Source organism: Klebsiella sp. HMSC16C06, assembly GCF_001808325.1.
Taxonomy (GTDB): domain Bacteria; phylum Pseudomonadota; class Gammaproteobacteria; order Enterobacterales; family Enterobacteriaceae; genus Klebsiella; species Klebsiella variicola.
Window position 1 is genome coordinate 90,140 of the sequence record NZ_KV792994.1, and the last position, 17,836, is coordinate 107,975.

Annotated in this window: 21 protein-coding genes and 2 tRNA genes; 14 read left to right on the forward strand and 9 right to left on the reverse strand. The window is 55.3% G+C overall.

The genetic code is table 11. The annotated features are described in order from the left end of the window. Positions 1-50: 50 nt before the first annotated feature. Together HMPREF3142_RS08180 and HMPREF3142_RS08185 are read right to left on the reverse strand one after the other, a co-directional pair. Entirely contained in the window at positions 51-524 is a 474-nt protein-coding gene (locus HMPREF3142_RS08180; RefSeq protein ID WP_012542936.1) for a threonine/serine exporter, read from the reverse strand. Beyond that, positions 515-1,291, reverse strand: a complete 777-nt coding sequence (locus HMPREF3142_RS08185; RefSeq protein ID WP_032731593.1) for a threonine/serine exporter family protein — start codon at positions 1,289-1,291, stop codon at positions 515-517. Before HMPREF3142_RS08185 ends, HMPREF3142_RS08180 begins: the two co-directional genes overlap by 10 nt. 281 nt (positions 1,292-1,572) lie before the next feature. Here HMPREF3142_RS08185 and pobA point away from each other — a divergent pair, with 281 nt between their 5' ends. From pobA to bglJ, 4 genes are all read left to right on the forward strand, one after another. Then, a complete protein-coding gene (gene pobA / locus HMPREF3142_RS08190; protein ID WP_022065581.1) occupies positions 1,573-2,757 on the forward strand; it encodes a 4-hydroxybenzoate 3-monooxygenase in 1,185 nt (394 codons plus the stop codon). Positions 2,758-2,773: 16 nt separating this feature from the next. Next, a complete protein-coding gene (locus tag HMPREF3142_RS08195) occupies positions 2,774-3,655 on the forward strand; it encodes a helix-turn-helix domain-containing protein (RefSeq protein WP_049157500.1) in 882 nt (293 codons plus the stop codon). 264 nt (positions 3,656-3,919) lie between these two features. Next, positions 3,920-4,642, forward strand: a complete 723-nt coding sequence (locus HMPREF3142_RS08200; protein WP_008807539.1) for a helix-turn-helix transcriptional regulator — start codon at positions 3,920-3,922, stop codon at positions 4,640-4,642. Further along, positions 4,603-5,277, forward strand: a complete 675-nt coding sequence (bglJ, locus tag HMPREF3142_RS08205; protein ID WP_016160256.1) for a DNA-binding transcriptional activator BglJ — start codon at positions 4,603-4,605, stop codon at positions 5,275-5,277. Before HMPREF3142_RS08200 ends, bglJ begins: the two co-directional genes overlap by 40 nt. 5 nt (positions 5,278-5,282) lie before the next feature. On the opposite strand, the gene HMPREF3142_RS08210 is transcribed toward bglJ, so the two are convergent. Beyond that, entirely contained in the window at positions 5,283-5,741 is a 459-nt protein-coding gene (locus tag HMPREF3142_RS08210; protein WP_008807537.1) for a YbaK/EbsC family protein, read from the reverse strand. Between the two features lie 333 nt (positions 5,742-6,074). Here HMPREF3142_RS08210 and HMPREF3142_RS08215 point away from each other — a divergent pair, with 333 nt between their 5' ends. Beyond that, on the forward strand, positions 6,075-7,418 hold the full coding sequence (locus HMPREF3142_RS08215) for a PTS cellobiose transporter subunit IIC (RefSeq protein WP_008807536.1): 1,344 nt from the start codon (positions 6,075-6,077) through the stop codon (positions 7,416-7,418). Positions 7,419-7,466: 48 nt separating this feature from the next. Here the strand turns inward: HMPREF3142_RS08215 and fhuF are convergent, their stop codons facing one another. From fhuF to HMPREF3142_RS29360, 3 genes are all read right to left on the reverse strand, one after another. Then, positions 7,467-8,255 carry a siderophore-iron reductase FhuF gene (fhuF, locus tag HMPREF3142_RS08220; protein WP_016160257.1) on the reverse strand — a complete coding sequence of 263 codons (789 nt, stop codon included), beginning with the start codon at positions 8,253-8,255 and terminating at the stop codon, positions 7,467-7,469. Between the two features lie 111 nt (positions 8,256-8,366). Further along, positions 8,367-9,413: a GGDEF domain-containing protein gene (locus HMPREF3142_RS08225; RefSeq protein WP_008807534.1), complete on the reverse strand. Its 1,047-nt coding sequence runs from the start codon at positions 9,411-9,413 to the stop codon at positions 8,367-8,369. Positions 9,414-9,436: 23 nt separating this feature from the next. Beyond that, complete coding sequence (locus HMPREF3142_RS29360) at positions 9,437-9,607, reverse strand: hypothetical protein (protein ID WP_012542929.1); 171 nt, start codon at positions 9,605-9,607, stop codon at positions 9,437-9,439. A 70-nt stretch (positions 9,608-9,677) separates the two neighbouring features. Between HMPREF3142_RS29360 and HMPREF3142_RS08230 the strand changes: the two genes are divergently transcribed. Continuing rightward, complete coding sequence (locus HMPREF3142_RS08230; protein ID WP_023297035.1) at positions 9,678-9,917, forward strand: DUF1435 domain-containing protein; 240 nt, start codon at positions 9,678-9,680, stop codon at positions 9,915-9,917. A gap of 21 nt (positions 9,918-9,938) precedes the next feature. On the opposite strand, the gene HMPREF3142_RS08235 is transcribed toward HMPREF3142_RS08230, so the two are convergent. From HMPREF3142_RS08235 to rsmC, 3 genes are all read right to left on the reverse strand, one after another. Further along, positions 9,939-10,025: transfer RNA gene (locus HMPREF3142_RS08235), tRNA-Leu, on the reverse strand. Between the two features lie 28 nt (positions 10,026-10,053). Continuing rightward, a tRNA-Leu gene (locus HMPREF3142_RS08240) sits at positions 10,054-10,140 on the reverse strand. A 171-nt stretch (positions 10,141-10,311) separates the two neighbouring features. After that, positions 10,312-11,340: a 16S rRNA (guanine(1207)-N(2))-methyltransferase RsmC gene (gene rsmC / locus HMPREF3142_RS08245; protein WP_016160258.1), complete on the reverse strand. Its 1,029-nt coding sequence runs from the start codon at positions 11,338-11,340 to the stop codon at positions 10,312-10,314. A 102-nt stretch (positions 11,341-11,442) separates the two neighbouring features. Between rsmC and HMPREF3142_RS08250 the strand changes: the two genes are divergently transcribed. The 8 genes from HMPREF3142_RS08250 to HMPREF3142_RS08285 all read left to right on the forward strand — a co-directional run bounded on the left by HMPREF3142_RS08250 (position 11,443) and on the right by HMPREF3142_RS08285 (position 17,783). Then, positions 11,443-11,856, forward strand: a complete 414-nt coding sequence (locus tag HMPREF3142_RS08250) for a DNA polymerase III subunit psi (protein ID WP_004146046.1) — start codon at positions 11,443-11,445, stop codon at positions 11,854-11,856. Next, complete coding sequence (rimI, locus tag HMPREF3142_RS08255) at positions 11,825-12,271, forward strand: ribosomal protein S18-alanine N-acetyltransferase (protein WP_008807531.1); 447 nt, start codon at positions 11,825-11,827, stop codon at positions 12,269-12,271. The genes HMPREF3142_RS08250 and rimI overlap by 32 nt, the downstream gene beginning before the upstream one ends. A 14-nt stretch (positions 12,272-12,285) precedes the next feature. Then, complete coding sequence (gene yjjG, locus HMPREF3142_RS08260; RefSeq protein WP_008807530.1) at positions 12,286-12,963, forward strand: pyrimidine 5'-nucleotidase; 678 nt, start codon at positions 12,286-12,288, stop codon at positions 12,961-12,963. A 90-nt stretch (positions 12,964-13,053) separates the two neighbouring features. Next, entirely contained in the window at positions 13,054-14,643 is a 1,590-nt protein-coding gene (gene prfC, locus HMPREF3142_RS08265; protein WP_008807529.1) for a peptide chain release factor 3, read from the forward strand. A gap of 219 nt (positions 14,644-14,862) precedes the next feature. Continuing rightward, the gene (gene osmY, locus HMPREF3142_RS08270) at positions 14,863-15,483 is read left to right on the forward strand and encodes a molecular chaperone OsmY (protein ID WP_008807528.1); all 621 of its coding nucleotides are present in this window, start codon (positions 14,863-14,865) and stop codon (positions 15,481-15,483) included. A gap of 129 nt (positions 15,484-15,612) precedes the next feature. Beyond that, entirely contained in the window at positions 15,613-15,774 is a 162-nt protein-coding gene (locus HMPREF3142_RS08275) for a DUF1328 domain-containing protein (protein WP_002887716.1), read from the forward strand. A gap of 153 nt (positions 15,775-15,927) precedes the next feature. Continuing rightward, the gene (locus tag HMPREF3142_RS08280) at positions 15,928-17,001 is read left to right on the forward strand and encodes a patatin-like phospholipase family protein (protein WP_032756177.1); all 1,074 of its coding nucleotides are present in this window, start codon (positions 15,928-15,930) and stop codon (positions 16,999-17,001) included. Continuing rightward, positions 16,998-17,783 (forward strand): metal-dependent hydrolase, encoded by a 786-nt coding sequence (locus tag HMPREF3142_RS08285; protein ID WP_012542923.1) that lies wholly within the window; start codon positions 16,998-17,000, stop codon positions 17,781-17,783. Before HMPREF3142_RS08280 ends, HMPREF3142_RS08285 begins: the two co-directional genes overlap by 4 nt. Positions 17,784-17,836: the final 53 nt, after the last annotated feature.

Sequence of the window (17,836 nt, forward strand, 5' to 3'; positions counted from 1 at the left end):
CACAGAGCCCATCGCGGAAGGAGCGTCGCGGCTGTACCGCGACGCCGGGGTCAGACGCGAGGGCGCTTACGATACAGCCACAGACCGGGTATCGACAGGCCAATAGAAAGGGCGCCCACAATAGACGACGCCTTTAAAAAATTGCTCAGCAGCAAAATCATCATCTCTTCAGAATAGCCAAAATGGCTGATCTTTACCGCGGAGATCATCGCGGTATAGGCCGAGATGCCGGGAAACATCGGGATCACGGCGGCGACGGTAAAAATCTTCGGATGCGCCAGATACCAGCGTGACCACTGAATGCCGATGCTGCCCACCAGCAGCGCGGCGAGAAAGGTGGCCCATTCAATGTTAAAACCGGCGCTCATCATGACCATGCGCGAGCCGTGACCGATCGCCCCCAGCAGCGCGCACCAGCGCAAGGCGCGCTGGGGGACATTAAAGACCATGGCAAAACCAACGGCAGGGATTGCCGCCAGCAGCATGTCTTCCGCCAGTGCGAAAATAAACGAGATTATGCCCATCCGCGCAGCCCCCATACGGTCATCGCCATCACCACGCCAATGCAGGTGGCAAGGGTTAACAGGCTCGCGATCGCCCAGCGGGCGAGCCCCGTATTAATATGCCCTTTAAACATATCGGCGACGGCGTTGATCAAAGGAAAACCCGGAACCAGCAGCAGGACGCTGGCGGCCATGGCAATGGTCGGCGTACTGGCAAAGGCCGGGAGGCGCAGCAGCAGCCCGGAGATGGTTGTGGCGACAAAGGCGGTGATGCAGAAGTTGATCTGCGGATGCATGGACCGGTGGGTCAGCACCTGGCGAATGTACATGGCTACCGTACTGGCGCAGAAGCTGACCAGCGCACCGTCCCAGCCGCCGTTATTCAGTTTGCAGAAACAGGCGCAGGAGAGCCCCACCATGATGACCAGCAGCCAGCGCGGATAACGCAAGGGAACGATCTGCGAAAAGCGCTTCTCGACATCGCGATAGTCGAGCAGCTTATGTTCGGCGAGGATCACAATGTGCTGCACTTCCGTTACCACATGCATATTGATGCCGCGGTCGACATTTTTACGCGTTGAGGTGAGACATTCGCCATCTTTAATGGTGGTCAGCACGATGGCATTAGACGAGATGGCGCTTTCGACGCTGTCCATTCCCAGCGCCCGTCCGAGGCGGGTGGATAGCTCTTCCACCAGCGCACTTTCGGCGCCGTGCTGTAACAAAAAAAGACCACACTGGATGCACAATCGTGTGATTGCCCGCTGCTGTGACCGATCAACCTGCATAATTCCTCTGCTGTCCGCGACGTCTGGTTATCTGTCGATACTTTAACCTGAAGCGCCGTAGCGACTGAGGGGGGCGGGATCAAATAATATGCAAAAATGTCCCGGCTGGCGGGGCGGCAGAATTTGAAGCATCCCACACTTTTGCCAGTTTGGTGAAAAGTGCAATTTTTGCCGCCATTCATCCCTTCTTTTTCCCGTCTGACTTATCAAAAATGCAGGAAAGCACTTTTATTAAACAAAAAATATACAAATAATTAACCCTGCAAGAGTGAGACAACCCTATGAAAACACAGGTCGCGATTATTGGCGCAGGTCCCTCCGGGCTGCTGCTGGGGCAGTTGTTGCACAACGCCGGGATCCATACCGTGATCCTCGAGCGTCAAACGCCACAGTATGTGCTGGGGCGCATCCGCGCGGGAATTCTGGAAAGCGGCACCGTCGATCTGCTACGCGAAGCGGGCGTGGCGCAGCGGATGGATGCCGAAGGCCTGGTGCATCATGGGGTGGAGTTTCTGTTTGATGGCCAGCGGGTACCCGTCGCACTGAGCGAGCTGACTGACGGCAAGAGTGTGATGGTTTATGGCCAGACGGAAGTGACCCGCGATCTGATGGCGGCCCGGGCCGCCAGCGGCGCGCCGATCGTCTATGGCGTGAGCGAGGTGGCTATTCATGACGCGAAAAGCGACCGACCGACGGTCACCTACCTCAGCGAAGGTGAAACCTGCCGCCTGGAGTGCGACTTTATCGCCGGTTGCGACGGTTTTCACGGGGTGTCACGGCAAAGCATTCCCGCTGACATTCTCAAAACCTACGAGAGCGTGTGGCCGTTTGGTTGGTTAGGCCTGCTGGCGGATACGCCGCCGGTCAATCCGGAGCTGATTTATGCACACCATCAGCGGGGGTTTGTATTGTGTAGTCAGCGCTCACTTACGCGCAGCCGCTATTATCTACAGGTTCCGCTGAGCGATAAGGTTGAAGCCTGGTCGGACGAACGTTTCTGGCAGGAGCTGAAAAGCCGCTTGCCGGAGGACCTGGCATCCAGGTTAGTGACTGGTCACTCACTTGAGAAGAGCATTGCCCCGCTGCGCAGTTTCGTGGTGGAGCCGATGCAGTATGGGCGGCTGTTTCTGGTGGGAGATGCGGCGCATATCGTTCCGCCAACCGGCGCCAAAGGGTTAAACCTGGCGGCATCGGATGTTAACTACCTGTGGCGGATCCTGCGTGAATACTATCATCGTGGCCGCAGCGATCTGCTGGCGACCTACTCGCAACTGGCGCTGGATCGGGTGTGGAAAGGGGAACGCTTTAGCTGGTTTATGACTCGCCTGCTGCATGATTTCCCGGACCAGAATGCGTTCGACGCCAAAATGCAGGCCGCCGACCGCCGCTACTACCTTGGCTCCCGCGCCGGGCTGACCACCATCGCGGAAAACTACGTGGGCTTGCCCATGGAACGCGTTACCTGACTAAAGAGGAGTGATTATGCCGCCCATGCAAGCCGTCCCCGTATTTAAGCTGTATGGCGAAGAGCGCGGCTGGCCAACGCCGGACCTGCTGCACTGCGAGTCGATTTTGCAGCGTAGCAGTCTGTACGAGTGGCATATTCGCGTTCATCAGCATGCGGAAATGGTCCAGCTCCTCTACCTGCATCAGGGCCGGGCGGAGATCGAAATTGAAGGCGCCACCGCGGTGATGACGGCGTCCTGCATCCAGGTGGTTCCCGCCCTCTGTATTCATGGGTTTCATTTTTCACCCGGGACACAAGGGTATGTGCTCTCCCTGGCGCTGCCGCTGCTGAGCCGGTTTGAAAACCAGTTCGGCCAGCCGCTGGATGTGCTTAGCGTACCGCAGTGCGTGCCGGTAGGCCGTTCCCGGGGGCATATGCATACGCTATTTTCGGCGCTTCGCGAGGAATATTGCGAAGAGCATGATGCCCGGGAGATGATGCTGTACTCGTTGCTGGGGACGCTGCTGGTCTGGCTGAACCGGCAGTGCCGTCCCGCACCGCCCGCGGAAGATAAAGCGGAGCGGAAGCGCAGTATGATGCGCCACTTTTCCCGGCTTATTGAGAGCCACTACCGGCAGCATCTCCCGCTGGCGGAGTATGCGAAGCTAATTGGGTTGTCGGTCACGCACTTAAATTATTTATGCCGCGAGTTCTATGGCTGTAGCGCGCTGGGAGTATTGCATCAACGCCTGATGCTGGAAGCGCGACGCAATCTGCAGTACACCCGCATGACGGTAACACAACTCTCTGATTACTTAGGGTTTAGTGATGCTGCCTATTTTTCTCGCTTTTTCCGCCGCTATAGCGGGATGTCGCCTAAAGCATTTAGAGAAACAATCAAAGATAATGCTTTATAACTCACGTGCCTGAAATTACTTTTGCTAAATAATAGTTTTATCTTTTCTAATTTATTAGCGCAGGAGCGTCTGTGCTAATATTAATCGCAAGTATACACAGCAATAATATTTACACGGTATGACCACGGTTCGGTCGTTACGTATACCGTGTACGCAGGCCATGAATATACTTTTTATATTCATTCAGAGAATGATAAGGCGATGATGTTAAGCGCCGATTGTTTGCCGGCAGGCGAAAGAACTTCGACAGGAAGCGGAGGTGTTATGTTACCAGGACAAGGTAAGTTTGGTGTTGTTATTAGTAAAATTCCCGTCATGCAGTCAGGGTTAAAGGTTATCTTCAATGAAAATCTCCCTGATTACGAACTCAGTTTTTGTCGTTCTCATGATGAGCTCACCCTTTTGCAACTGCGGCGGGCAGTGCTGGTCGTCGCGGATATCTCCGGCGAGATTGCGCATCCCCGTGCCGTCTGCGAGCGTTATTACTCTCTGATGACGCAGTATCGTGATATTCACTGGGTTTTTATGGTCAGTGACAGCCTCTATCCATTGGCCGTTGAGCTTTTAATTCGCCCTGAAAGCTCGCTGATCTCGGAGAGTGAGCCGGTTAACCGGTTGATTGAGGTGATTTGCGCCGGCAGTCGTGCCGCTGAGCAAATTAGCCGGACGTTGTTCACCGGAGACGAGGATAGCGATTTCGCAAGCTACCACTCTGCGGCGATGCTGACCCTTTCGGAACGCAAGGTTTTGCGTCTTCTGGCAAAGGGATGGGGAATCAATCAGATCGCTGCGCTGTTGAAAAAGAGCAATAAAACCATCAGTGCGCAGAAAAATAGCGCAATGCGACGCTTATCACTGCGAAGCAATGCTGAAATGTATGCCTGGATCAACAGCGTGCAGGGAATGCAAGAGCTGAATATCAATTCAGCTTACGGGGAGCAAATGGAATGGAAAAAAATAGCACAACCCGCCATGTCGCCATCGTAGAGAAATGTGTGATGACGGAAATGGCCTGGCGCTATATCTTTAGTCGTGAAGATAATAGCCGATATCATATTCATCTGTTTAAAAATGTCAGTATGCTCAGGGCGGCGGAAACATCGTTTTCCTGGTCGGCCATTATCTTTTCTCTTTCGGGAAGCCGTTCTTCACGAGCTGAGAGTCTGCTTTTTGTTCATGAAATGGCGCGGTGTCGGCCGGAAGTCCAGGCAATTATTCTGGCTAATAATGAAAGTGAAATGCATCTGATCGGCCATCTTATGCCGGCTTGTCTGCACGGCATACTGAATAAATCCGCGCCGCGACGCGGGTTACAGGAGCGTTTGTTACAGTTGCTGGACAATCATCACCTCAGCGGCAGCGAACAATTTTGCGACAGAGAGGCGTGCAACGATCCGCTAAGTCCAACGGAGCACGCCATCCTTCGGTATATGTCGTGGGGATATTCGCTTTCTGATATTGCGATACAGCTGAACCGGAACATTAAAACTATCCGCGCGCATAAATTTAACGCCATGACCAAGCTCGGGGTTCGCTCAGACATCGGTTTATTAAACGCGGCGGATATCTTGCTGCATCTACCGATGAGCAGCGCGAACAACGCCGTTAAACAGGTGGCGTAACGCGGCTATAAACACACGTCTACCCATGTCGCATCGGTGAGCTGCGCCAATCGTTCTGGTTCAATACGAACGGCGCTGTGAATGGCTCCCGCTGCGGGTAGCACCTCCTGATAGTGCCTGAGCGAGACGTCGCAATAGACGGCCAGCGGATTTTCCAGACCAAAAGGGCACACGCCGCCTACCGGATGACCGGTCCAGGTCACCACCTCATCGCTGCTTAACATTCTGGCTTTCGCACCAAAGGTCTCTTTCAGCTTTTTGTTATCCAGCCGCGCATCGCCCCTGGCGACGATCAGTACAATCTTATCCTTGATCTTTAGCGACAGCGTTTTGGCGATTTGTCCAGGCTCAACGTTGTGTGCGGCAGCGGCGAGCGCGACGGTGGCGGTACTCTGATTTAACTCAATAATTTCGATATCGGGGGCGTGTTCGGCAAAAAACTGCCGTACAGACTGCAGACTCATTGGATTCTCCTGATTTAAGCCTGGTTAAATCTGTCACAAGCCTGGCGGAGTGTAAATAACAGCGCGGACAATCCAGATTCTTTCTATTTTGTCGATCTCCTTCACATTCACCGTAACCGGTTACTGTAACCGGTTGCGGTTGGGCGCGTAGAGATGAATACTGGAACAGTCACTTCTCACTTTATTTATAACATAAGAGCCGTGTATGAATCGTTGCGTCATGAGCAGTATAGCCGGTAATCCATCAGCGGCCTGCTGCATCAAAAAGCGGTCATCGTAACGGCAGGGTAATCGTTGTTGGGCCAGTATCAATAGCCTGTCAGGAGGGCTACTATGTCTGCTAACCATGCTGCGTTTAATTTGATATTTCGCTTTGTAGAAAATTACATAAGCCCCATAGCAGGGCGGATCTCATCGCAGCGCCACGTCATGGCTATCCGTGACGGTTTTATCTCAGCGATGCCATTTATGATCGTCGGATCGTTCCTGCTGGTGTTTGCTTATCCACCTTTCTCACCGGATACCACCTGGGGTTTTGCCCGCGCCTGGCTGGATCTGGCAAAAGAGTTTGAGGGGCGTATTCTGACCCCCTTTGATATGACGATGGGGATCATGTCGATCTACATCTGCGCGGCGATCTCCTATAACCTCGGTAAGCACTACGAGAAATCCAATCAGCTCGATCCCTTTATGTGCGCAATGCTGTCGATCATGGCCTTTTTGCTGATTGCTGCGCCGAAGACCAATGGCACGCTGCCGGTGGATAGCCTCGGGGGGACCGGGATCTTTACCGCGATTCTGGTGGCGATCTATTGCGTGGAAATGATGCGTTTTTTGAAAGCGCACAACATTGGGATCCGCTTGCCGGACCAGGTTCCGCCGATGATCAAAAACTCCTTTGATCTGTTGATCCCGGTGCTGGTGGTCGTGCTGACGCTGTATCCGCTGAGTCTGTTTATCCAGCACCATTTTGACATGCTGATCCCGCAGGCCATTATGGCCATCTTCAAACCGCTGGTTTCGGCAGCCGACTCTCTGCCGGCAATTCTGCTGGCGGTGCTTATTGGCCACCTGTTGTGGTTCGCCGGGATCCACGGTGCCGCGATTGTGTCCGGGATGCTGCAGATGTTCTGGCTGACCAACCTCGGTATGAACCAGCAGGCGCTGGCCCAGGGGGCGCCTCTGCCGCATATCTTCATGGAGGCGTTCTGGACATTCTTCATAGTGGTTGGTGGTTCCGGGGCGACCATGGGGCTGGTGTTCTGTTATCTGCGTAGCCGCTCAGCGCATTTGCGCTCCATTGGCCGTCTGAGCGTGGTGCCAAGCCTGTTTAACATTAACGAGCCGGTTATCTTTGGGACGCCTATCGTCATGAATCCGGTGTTCTTTATTCCGTTCCTGCTGGCGCCAATGGTGAACGCGGTGCTGGCCTGGGCAGCAATGAAGCTGGATCTGATTGGCCGCGTTATCTCGGTGGTACCGTGGACGGCGCCAGCACCGATTGGCGGCGCCTGGGCGCTGGGCTGGGATTTTCGGGCGGCGGTTCTGGTGATCGTTCTGGCCTGCGTGTCGGCGATTATCTACTTCCCGTTCTTTAAGGTGTATGAGAAACAGCTGCTTGCTCAGGAAGCGGAAGAGGCCGAGCGGGCGGAGCAGGAGAGTCAACAGACCGCATAAATAGCAACGGGCGGCAAGGGCCGCCCGTTAATTTTGAGGTAGGGGGCGTTATTTCAGCGTGCAGTCGCCGCACTGTTGGACATCCGGCAGGCGATAGCGCTGGCAGCAGGTGCGTCGGACTAACAGCCCTTCACGCAGCACCACCGTTCGCCACAGCGGGTTATCCTGACCATCGGCGAGCTGTTTTTCAAAGAAGCAGTGCTGACGCAGAGCGGCGACCTGCTCATCGCCCAGCAGCGTGCGCATTTCACCTAAATACCAGTTGATCAGATAGCCGGTATTACTCCAGATAAGTTTGCCATTGATCTCGCCCGTCGCTTCCAGCGCCTCAACAACCGGCTGCAGGGTACGAATCACCAGGGCATCTATCCGCGCCTGCGGTGAAAGCGCTGCTATCCTGGCATCGTTATGCACATCAATCCAGAAGCAGGCAGCCCGACCGCTCTCGTGAAATTCGACATGGAAATGTTCTGGCGCCAGGCTGAGTCCCTGCGGTTCATTAAGCAGCGCCAGCATCAGCGGCGGCACCAGCAGGCCGATATACCACTGGGCCCAGAGCGAGAGCAGGGGCTTCTGTTCACGCGGCTGCGTGGGCTGATGACGATAGATATGATCGGACCAGGTGGCCAGCAGGGAGCGTAACGCGATGGGTTGCGACCACTCGGCGAGCGTTAACGCATGCGGCGGGGCAGGCTCATCCAGACGCAGGAAATCCAGCAGATGAGGGCGCAGGGCAGTGATTTTTGCCCGAAGACTCTCCGCCAGCGCGCGTTCAGCCGTCGGGAAGGGAGCCCGCCAGATGAGTTCGTCGCTAAGAGAAAGGGAGCGCCAGGCCATTTGATTTCCAGATACAAATCTAAATGATAATGATTCCTGATATTAGTTGTTTGCAGGCGGCATGGCAAGGAGTTTGTCGGCGCCGCGATACCGCGGCGCGCGAAGGAAAAGCTAACTGGCAAGAATAATATTGCGTCCTTTATTTTTGGCCTCATACAGTGCGCCATCGGCTCGTGCCAGCGCTTGCTCAATGTTGTCATCAATGAGCGGCGTCAGGCCAATGCTGATGGTCACGTTTGTGGCGACACTTTCATTAAACATATGCGGGATCTTCAGATCATAGACCCGCTGGCGAATGCGTTCGGCAGCCTGCCAGGCGGTTTCCTCGCTGCTGTTGGTCAGCAGGACCATAAACTCTTCCCCACCAAAACGAGCGACAATATCGCGTGAGCGCACGGCGTTGCGGATCGCGGCAGAGACGCGAATCAGCGCCTGGTCGCCCATCATATGACCATAGTGGTCGTTATAGGCTTTAAAGTGATCGATATCGAGGAGCAGCACAAAGTGGTTGTCTCCGTCCAGCGCCAGCAGGGTGTCGAGGCGGTTCTGTAGCCCGCGGCGATTATACAAACCGGTCAGGGGATCCAGCATACTGAGATCGTTGAGCGTGTTGCGTTCCTGCATCAGTTTATCCATTAATCCTTGCGTGAAGGCATCGTTGCGCTTCTGGATAATATTTTGCAGGGTAATACCGGCAATAGGCAGCACAAAACAGTAGGTCATGCGCAACCATTGTTCCCCCTCTGACATTATCAGGCAGATAAGGAAAGTCGGTAAAGAGTGAAGGGTAAAGGCAGTGATATTATTGGAAAAAGCGATGGTGCCGATAAACAGAATGCTTAATAGGGCGATTACCAGATAGTTAAAATGCGGCGGTGTCAATAGCATCGCTTTTGCCACCACGTGCCATGCCCAGAGCATGCCAAATAACAACGAGATAGCCGGAATATTTATTTTCGCTTGCGGCCATTTCCAGTGCCAGAGCAGCAACAGCCCGCTGCAGGCCACGATCAGGGCGCAGGGCAGCGTAAAACGAACTACCGTAAATAGTGGGCTGACCAGCGACAGAGAGGAGGAAATGAAATTAAGCAGTAAAAAAAGCCGTAAGGAATATTGATATTTTTGTGCGTAGTGTGCTCGCCAGGTTTGTGCAGTCATATCGGAAGAATCATTATTAGTCGTTAAATTTCAAAATGATGAAAGCCAAAAATGAAGAGTCTGATAACAATGTGCAAAAAAAGGTTATTTGCAAAATAAGCAAAATATTTAATATATATCGATAATCCGCTTAATTTATCACCTTCATGAATGTATGTCATTACCGCGAACGTAAAGAAAAAGACGCAAAGCACATCGCAAATGACAAATGATAAATGTTATCATATGATATTGGTTATCATTATCGTTTTGAGAGGTGAAACCATGTTGCAGCGGGCATTAGGGAGTGGTTGGGGTGTGGTGGTTCCCGGCGTGCTGATTGCCGCTCTCGGGTATGCCGGAGTCTCGGCCGATGTGTGGCGGACGCTGGTCACGGTGGGCATGCTGATGTCCGCAGCGATGATATGGCATCGTCAACTGCGCCATTTTATCCTGCTGCCATCTTGCGTTGCATTGATTGGTGGAATAATGCTGATGATTCTGGATTTTAAACTGGGGGGATAATGCCGGAAGAGAAAAGAATATTGGTGCGAGGGGGGGGACTTGAACCCCCACGTCCGTAAGGACACTAACACCTGAAGCTAGCGCGTCTACCAATTCCGCCACCTTCGCCCAGTGCGAGCAATATCTTTGTGGATTATGGTGCGAGGGGGGGGACTTGAACCCCCACGTCCGTAAGGACACTAACACCTGAAGCTAGCGCGTCTACCAATTCCGCCACCTTCGCATACCATCGATACTATGAAAGTATCGTTACCACGGAGGCGCATTCTAGTGGTTTTCGGCGGCACGTCAATAGTTAATTATGCAGGTTGTATCGATTGCTGCAAAAATGGGCGGGTTTGCCGCGAAGAAGAGCCAGCGGCACCGCAAGTGGGCCGCTGGCGCCAGAAGACGATTATTTTTTCGCCTGGCGGGTCATGATGGTGCGATAGACCTTAAACCGTCCTGTTTGGGCGATCACTTCATGGAAGCCAAATGTCTCATCCAGCACCTGGGGATACGGCAGGAAGGCGTTGGCGACAATGCGCAGTTCGCCGCCGCTGTTCAGATGGCGAACCGCGCCGCGGATCAGCGCCTGGGCCGCTTCGAGGCTGGTCTGCAGCCCATCATGGAATGGCGGGTTGGAGATGATCATGTCGAAGCGACCATTGACCTCCGAAAAGACGTTGCTGGCAAACACATCGCCTGCAAAACCATTAGCGGCAAGCGTCGCGCGGCTGGCTTCGACCGCCGGGGCGCTGACGTCGCACAGGGTCAGACGCACCTTCGGCGAATGGCTGGCCAGCACTGCGGCCAGCACGCCCGCGCCGCAGCCGACATCCAGCACTTTCCCTTTGGTATGCGGCTCGAGAGTGGACAGCAGCAGCTGACTGCCGACGTCCAGACCGTCGCGACTAAACACGCCAGGCAGCGTTTTAATCGTCAGATTATCCAGCGCATACTCGCCCCAGAATGCTTCGGCGTCGAAGGCCGGCTGCTTTTCCAGACGACCATGGTAGAGGCCACAGCGACGGGCGCTGTCGATTTTATTCAGCGGGGCATATTCGGCCAGCATTTGCTCTGCGCTGCGAACGCCGCTACGGTTTTCCCCGACGACGAAAATATCGATTCCCACCGGCAGCAGAGAGAGCAGGTTCATCAGCTGGAACTGCGCCTCGGGTTTGTTCTTCGGCCAGTAGTAGATCAGGGTGTCGCAATCGGCGACGTCGGCGGCCTCGGCCACTAAGCTAAAACGGACGTTGTCACCCATCTGACGGTTCAGCACCTGCCAGTGGTGGAACTGTTGGGTATGAGCGCGGCTGGCCGCGGTATCCAGACGCGCAGGCAGGTCATCCTGCAGGTCACCGGCAAACAGAACGCGGGCGGACTCGAAATCATCACTGTGGCGCAGCAAGACTTCACTTGCCGGGGTAAAAGCGGACATGAAACACTCCTTCATTAAGACTGGCGCCGATTATAGTAGTTTGTTGGCGCAGATACGACGGATTTGCTATATTGCGCGCTTGTTTACCAGGAGTGTTTCGCTATGACATCCCGACGAGACTGGCAATTACAGCAGCTGGGCATTACCCAGTGGTCGCTGCGCCGACCGGGGGCGTTGCAGGGCGAAATCGCTATCTCGCTTCCTGAACATATTCGTCTGGTGATGGTGGCAGAAACCCCGCCGTCGCTGACAGAGCCGCTGATTGGCGACATATTACGCGCGCTGGCCGTGACGCCAGATCAGGTCCTGCAGCTTACCCCCGAGCGGGTGGCGATGCTGCCGCAGGACAGCCGTTGCAACAGCTGGCGGTTGGGCACAGAGGCGTCGCTGCCGCTGGCGGGCGCCCAGGTGTCCACCCCCGCTTTTGATGAACTTCAGACCAGCGCGCCTGCTCGCAGGGCGCTCTGGCAACAAATCTGCGCACATGAACACGATTTCTACCCTCAGCACGGCTGATTTATCCAACGCCTGGCAAATCGAAAAACGCGCCCACGCTTTCCCGTGGAGCGAACAGACCTTCGCCAGCAATCAGGGTGAACGTTATCTGAATTACCAACTGGCAGTGGATGGGGAAATGGCGGCATTTGCCATTACTCAGATTGTCCTTGATGAAGCGACGCTGTTTAACATCGCCGTCGACCCCGCATACCAGCGCCGTGGCCTGGGACGGGAACTGCTGGAACATGTTATTGATGAAGTTGAAAAACGCGGCGTCGTCACGCTGTGGCTGGAGGTGCGCGCTTCCAACGCTGCCGCCATTGCGCTCTATGAAAGCGTGGGTTTTAACGAAGCGACCATCCGCCGCAACTACTATCCGACGGTCGACGGGCGCGAAGACGCCATTATTATGGCTCTGCCAATCAGTATGTAAGACAAGGTGATACGATGAAATGGGACTGGATTTTCTTTGATGCCGATGAAACGTTGTTTTCGTTTGATTCTTTCAGCGGCTTACAGCGGATGTTTCTCGACTACAGCGTGACATTTACCGCCGAAGATTTTCAGGACTATCAGGCCGTGAATAAGCCGCTGTGGGTGGATTATCAAAACGGCGTCATCACCTCGCTGCAGCTGCAGCACCAGCGCTTTGACAGCTGGGCGGAACGTTTGAATGTTAAGCCGGGTGAGCTCAACGACGCGTTTATGAATGCGATGGCGGAAATCTGTGCCCCGCTGCCGGGGGCGGTCTCGCTGCTCAACGCGCTGCAGGGCAAGGTCAGGATGGGCATCATCACCAACGGTTTTACCTCGCTGCAGCAGACTCGTCTGGAACGCACAGGTTTACGCGATCACTTTGATTTACTGATTATTTCTGAAGAAGTCGGCGTCGCCAAGCCGGATGCGCGCATCTTCGATTACGCGCTGGCGCAGGCGGGTAATCCACCGCGCTCGCGAGTACTGATGGTCGGTGATACCGCCGAGTCGGATATCCGCGGCGGCGTGAATGCCGGCCTGGCGACCTGCTGGCTGAATGCGCACCAGCAAACGCTGCCGGTAGACCTGCAGCCCGACTGGACGGTGACCTCGTTAAGCGAACTGGAGCAGCTCCTGTGTAAACACTGATTGCCTCCCCCCCATTGATGGGTAAAATAGCCGCAATTTTTCGTATTCCACATGCGCAGCCCGTTGCTGCGTTTACTTAGAAGATTAATTATGACGTTGTCTCCTTATCTGCAAGAGGTGGCCAAACGCCGCACTTTTGCCATTATTTCTCACCCGGATGCCGGTAAGACCACCATCACCGAAAAGGTGCTGCTGTTCGGACAGGCGATTCAGACCGCCGGTACCGTAAAAGGCCGTGGCTCCAGCCAGCATGCAAAGTCCGACTGGATGGAGATGGAAAAGCAGCGTGGGATCTCAATCACCACCTCGGTGATGCAGTTCCCGTATCACGACTGCCTGGTGAACCTGCTGGATACGCCGGGGCACGAAGACTTCTCCGAAGATACCTACCGTACTCTGACGGCGGTTGACTGCTGTCTGATGGTGATCGACGCGGCGAAAGGCGTTGAAGACCGGACCCGTAAGCTGATGGAAGTTACCCGTCTGCGCGACACGCCGATCCTCACCTTTATGAACAAACTCGACCGTGATATCCGCGATCCGATGGAGTTGCTGGATGAAGTTGAGAATGAGCTGAAAATCGGCTGCGCGCCGATTACCTGGCCTATCGGCTGTGGCAAGCTGTTCAAAGGCGTTTATCATCTCTACAAAGATGAAACCTACCTGTATCAGACCGGTAAAGGCCACACCATTCAGGAAGTGCGCATCGTGAAGGGGCTCAACAACCCGGAACTCGACGCAGCGGTGGGGGAAGACCTGGCGCAGCAGTTGCGCGACGAGCTGGAGCTGGTGCAGGGCGCGTCAAACGAGTTCGATAAAGATCTGTTCCTGGCGGGCGAAATCACCCCGGTGTTCTTCGGGACTGCGTTAGGTAACTTCGGCGTTGACCATATGCTGGATGGCCTGGTGGAGTGGGCGCCGGCGCCGATGCCGCGTAACACCGACACGCGTGAAGTCACCGCCACGGAAGAGAAATTTACCGGCTTCGTGTTTAAAATTCAGGCCAACATGGACCCGAAACATCGCGACCGTGTGGCTTTCATGCGCGTGGTGTCCGGCAAATATGAAAAAGGCATGAAGCTGCGTCAGGTGCGTATCGGTAAAGACGTCGTGATTTCCGACGCGCTGACCTTTATGGCCGGCGACCGTTCTCACGTTGAAGAAGCGTATCCGGGCGATATCATCGGCCTGCATAACCACGGCACCATTCAGATTGGCGATACCTTCACCCAGGGCGAGATGATGAAGTTCACCGGTATTCCGAACTTCGCACCGGAACTGTTCCGTCGTATTCGCCTGAAGGATCCGCTGAAGCAGAAACAGCTGCTGAAAGGGCTGGTTCAGCTCTCTGAAGAGGGCGCGGTACAGGTCTTCCGTCCGATCGCCAATAACGACCTGATCGTCGGCGCCGTTGGTGTGCTGCAGTTTGACGTGGTGGTAGCGCGTCTGAAAAGCGAATACAACGTGGAAGCGATTTACGAATCGGTCAACGTGGCCACCGCGCGCTGGGTTGAATCCACGGATGTGAAGAAATTCGAAGAGTTCAAACGTAAAAACGAAGTTCAGCTGGCGCTGGATGGCGGCGATAATCTGACCTATATCGCCCCGACAATGGTCAACCTGAACCTGACGCAGGAGCGTTATCCTGACGTGGTGTTCCGCAAAACGCGCGAGCACTAATCCCTGATGAAGCGCGGCATAGCCCGCGCTTTTTTCTTTCCAAGCTCGCGTTTCCCTCCTTCTGGAAAGTTCTTAAAACACCGCTAATTCGTCTGTTTTTTGTCCATATCATCCGCAACCCCTTCGTCTGTCTACTATATTTAATTCGTGATTTTAAAAATGCTGGCGTAATTCACTGCTTTCAGACGCCAGCGCTGGTGAAAAAACGAGGACATCACGATGACCAGACTAAAGAATGCCAATATGTTGCTGGCGCTCTTCTTAGGCTTAGCCGCGTTGAACGCCTCGGCAGAGACGGAAAAAACAACGGTAGACAGTGCGAAGTCGGCTGCCAGCAATGCGGGAGAGGCGGTAGACAATTCGATTAATAAAGTCGGCGATTTTATGGATGACAGCACCATTACCGCGCGGGTAAAAGCGGCGTTGATCGACCATAAAGATATTAACTCCGGCGATATTTCGGTGAAAACAGAGAATAAAGTGGTCACCCTCAGCGGCGACGTCACCAGTACTGAACAGAAAAGTCAGGCACTGAGCGTAGCGAAAGGGGTCGAAGGCGTCTCGCACGTTAACGACAAGCTGACGGTCCATCATAAATCATCGAGCGAGACGGCGACGCTGAAAGGCTATGCCGGGGATACCGCCATTACCAGCGAAGTGAAAGCCAAGCTGCTGGCGGATGACATTGTCCCTTCGCGCAATGTGAAAGTCGAAACCAACGCCGGTGCGGTGCATCTGACCGGTACGGTGGCTTCCGCGGCGCAGGCGGAGCGTGCGGCAGAGATTGCGAAAGCGGTCTCCGGCGTGAAAAGCGTCCGCAACGATCTTAGCGTTAAGTAAATCGAGTTATTAACAAAAGTGTTGTCTGGCCAAGGTTGCCGAACGAATAGCAGCATCCTCTGAGCGATGAGCTATACAGAAAGGGTGCGCAAACCGCTGTTCACCGTCCATTATGGTAAGGAGAAAAGTATGTTTCGATGGGGAATTATTTTTCTGGTCATTGCATTAATTGCTGCGGCCCTGGGCTTTGGTGGTCTGGCGGGTACTGCCGCTGGCGCCGCGAAAATCGTCTTTGTCGTCGGGATTATCCTGTTCCTGGTGAGCCTGTTTACAGGACGCAGACGTCCTTAGGTGGCCCGCGATGCGGGCGATGCTGAAGCCTGAGCATTTTTACTGACACGTCATCTTACACAAAGCCAGTCCTGCGGACTGGCTTTCGCGGTTTAAGCGATGGGCAAATTGCGTTACCTTGTCAGGAGAAGACCAATCGAACAGGAAAGCAGGGTGGGGCAACGCATTCCCGTCACGCTGGGCAATATCGCCCCGCTGGCGGTTAAACCCTTCCGACCAGGTAAGCTGGCGCTGGTATGCGAAGGCGGGGGACAGCGAGGGATTTTTACTGCCGGGGTGCTGGACGAATTTATGCGCGCCGGATTTAACCCCTTTGATCTGATGTTGGGGACCTCCGCCGGCGCGCAAAACCTCTCCGCCTACATGTGTAATCAGCAAGGCTATGCCCGCAAAGTTATCACCCGCTACACCACCTCACGCCAGTTTTTCGATCCGATGCGCTTTGTGCGCGGCGGCAACCTTATCGATCTCGACTGGCTGGTGGAGGCCACTTCGCAGCAGATGCCGCTGGCCATGAATTATGCTGAAGCGCAGTTCGCGTTGGGGAAAGAGCTGTGGCTGTGCGCCTGCCGCGGTGACGATTACTCTGCCAGCTATTTTTCGCCGACGCCGCAAACCTGGCTGGACCTGATCCGCGCCTCCAGCGCCATCCCCGGCTTTTATCGCAGCGGCGTGTTGCTCGACGGCGTCAGCTACCTTGACGGCGGCGTCAGCGATGCGATCCCGGTGCAGGAGGCGGCCCGCCGCGGCGCGCAGACCATCGTGGTGATCCGTACCGTCCCCTCGCAGATGTTTTATACCCCGCAGTGGTTTAAGCGGATGGAGCGCTGGCTGGGGGAGAGCAGCCTGCAGTCGCTGGTCAATCTGGTGCACCACCACGAAAACACTTACCGCGCTATCCAGCAGTTCATCGAGAAGCCGCCCGGTAAGCTGCGGATCTTCGAAATCTACCCGCAGCGGCCATTGCGCAGTATGGCGCTTGGCAGTCGACTGCCGGCGCTGCTGGAGGACTACAAAACCGGACGTCAGTGTGGCCGCTATTTCCTGGCGACGGTGGGTAAACTGCTGGCCGACCAGCCGCCGCTGCTGCGCCATGCGCCGCGTATTGCCCGGGCTGCGCCGGTGGTGGTGCCGCCCGTACCGGTGGCCAATGAAGCGCCTCAGGCGACTGTCATTCCTGCACCGCAGGCGAATGACGCCAGCTTTGATCATGAGGATCTGGCATGAGCCACCGTTTTATCGATACCCACTGCCACTTCGATTTTCCTCCCTTCGCCGAGGATGAAACCGCCAGCCTGGCGCGCGCGGCCCAGGCCGGTGTCGGGCAGATCATTGTCCCGGCCATCTCCGCTGCGCGTTTTAACCGGGTGCTGGCGCTGGCGGCGCAGCATGAGGCGCTGTACGCCGCGCTGGGCATGCATCCGATCGTCATTGAGCAGCATGCCGATGAGGGGTTGGCGCAGCTGGAGAGGTGTCTGTCCCTGCGTCCGCCAAAACTGGTGGCGGTGGGGGAGATTGGCCTCGATCTCTATCGCGACGATCCGCAGTTTGACCGCCAGCAAGCGCTGCTGGAGGAGCAACTGAGGCTGGCGAAGCGTTACGATCTGCCGGTGATCCTCCACTCCCGACGTACCCACGATAAGCTGGCGATGCTGCTGAAAAAACATGCCCTGCCGCGCACCGGCGTGGTACATGGCTTCGCCGGCAGCCTACAGCAGGCCGAGCGCTTCGTTCAGCTCGGCTATAAGATTGGCGTTGGCGGCACTATTACCTATCCGCGCGCCAGCAAAACCCGCGAAGTGATGGCGCGTCTGCCGCTTTCCGCGCTGCTGCTGGAGACCGATGCGCCGGATATGCCGCTGAATGGTTTTCAGGGTCAGCCCAACCGCCCTGAACAGGTGGCGCGCGTATTTGACGCGCTATGTGAACTGCGCGCGGAACCGGCACCGACGATTGAAGCCGCGGTGTTGGCGAATACAAAAAGCCTCTTTTCCGCGCTCGCGGGCTAAGCCTCTCCTTTTCCGCCTGAGACGAAGCAGGCCTCGATTTTGGCCTGCTGTGA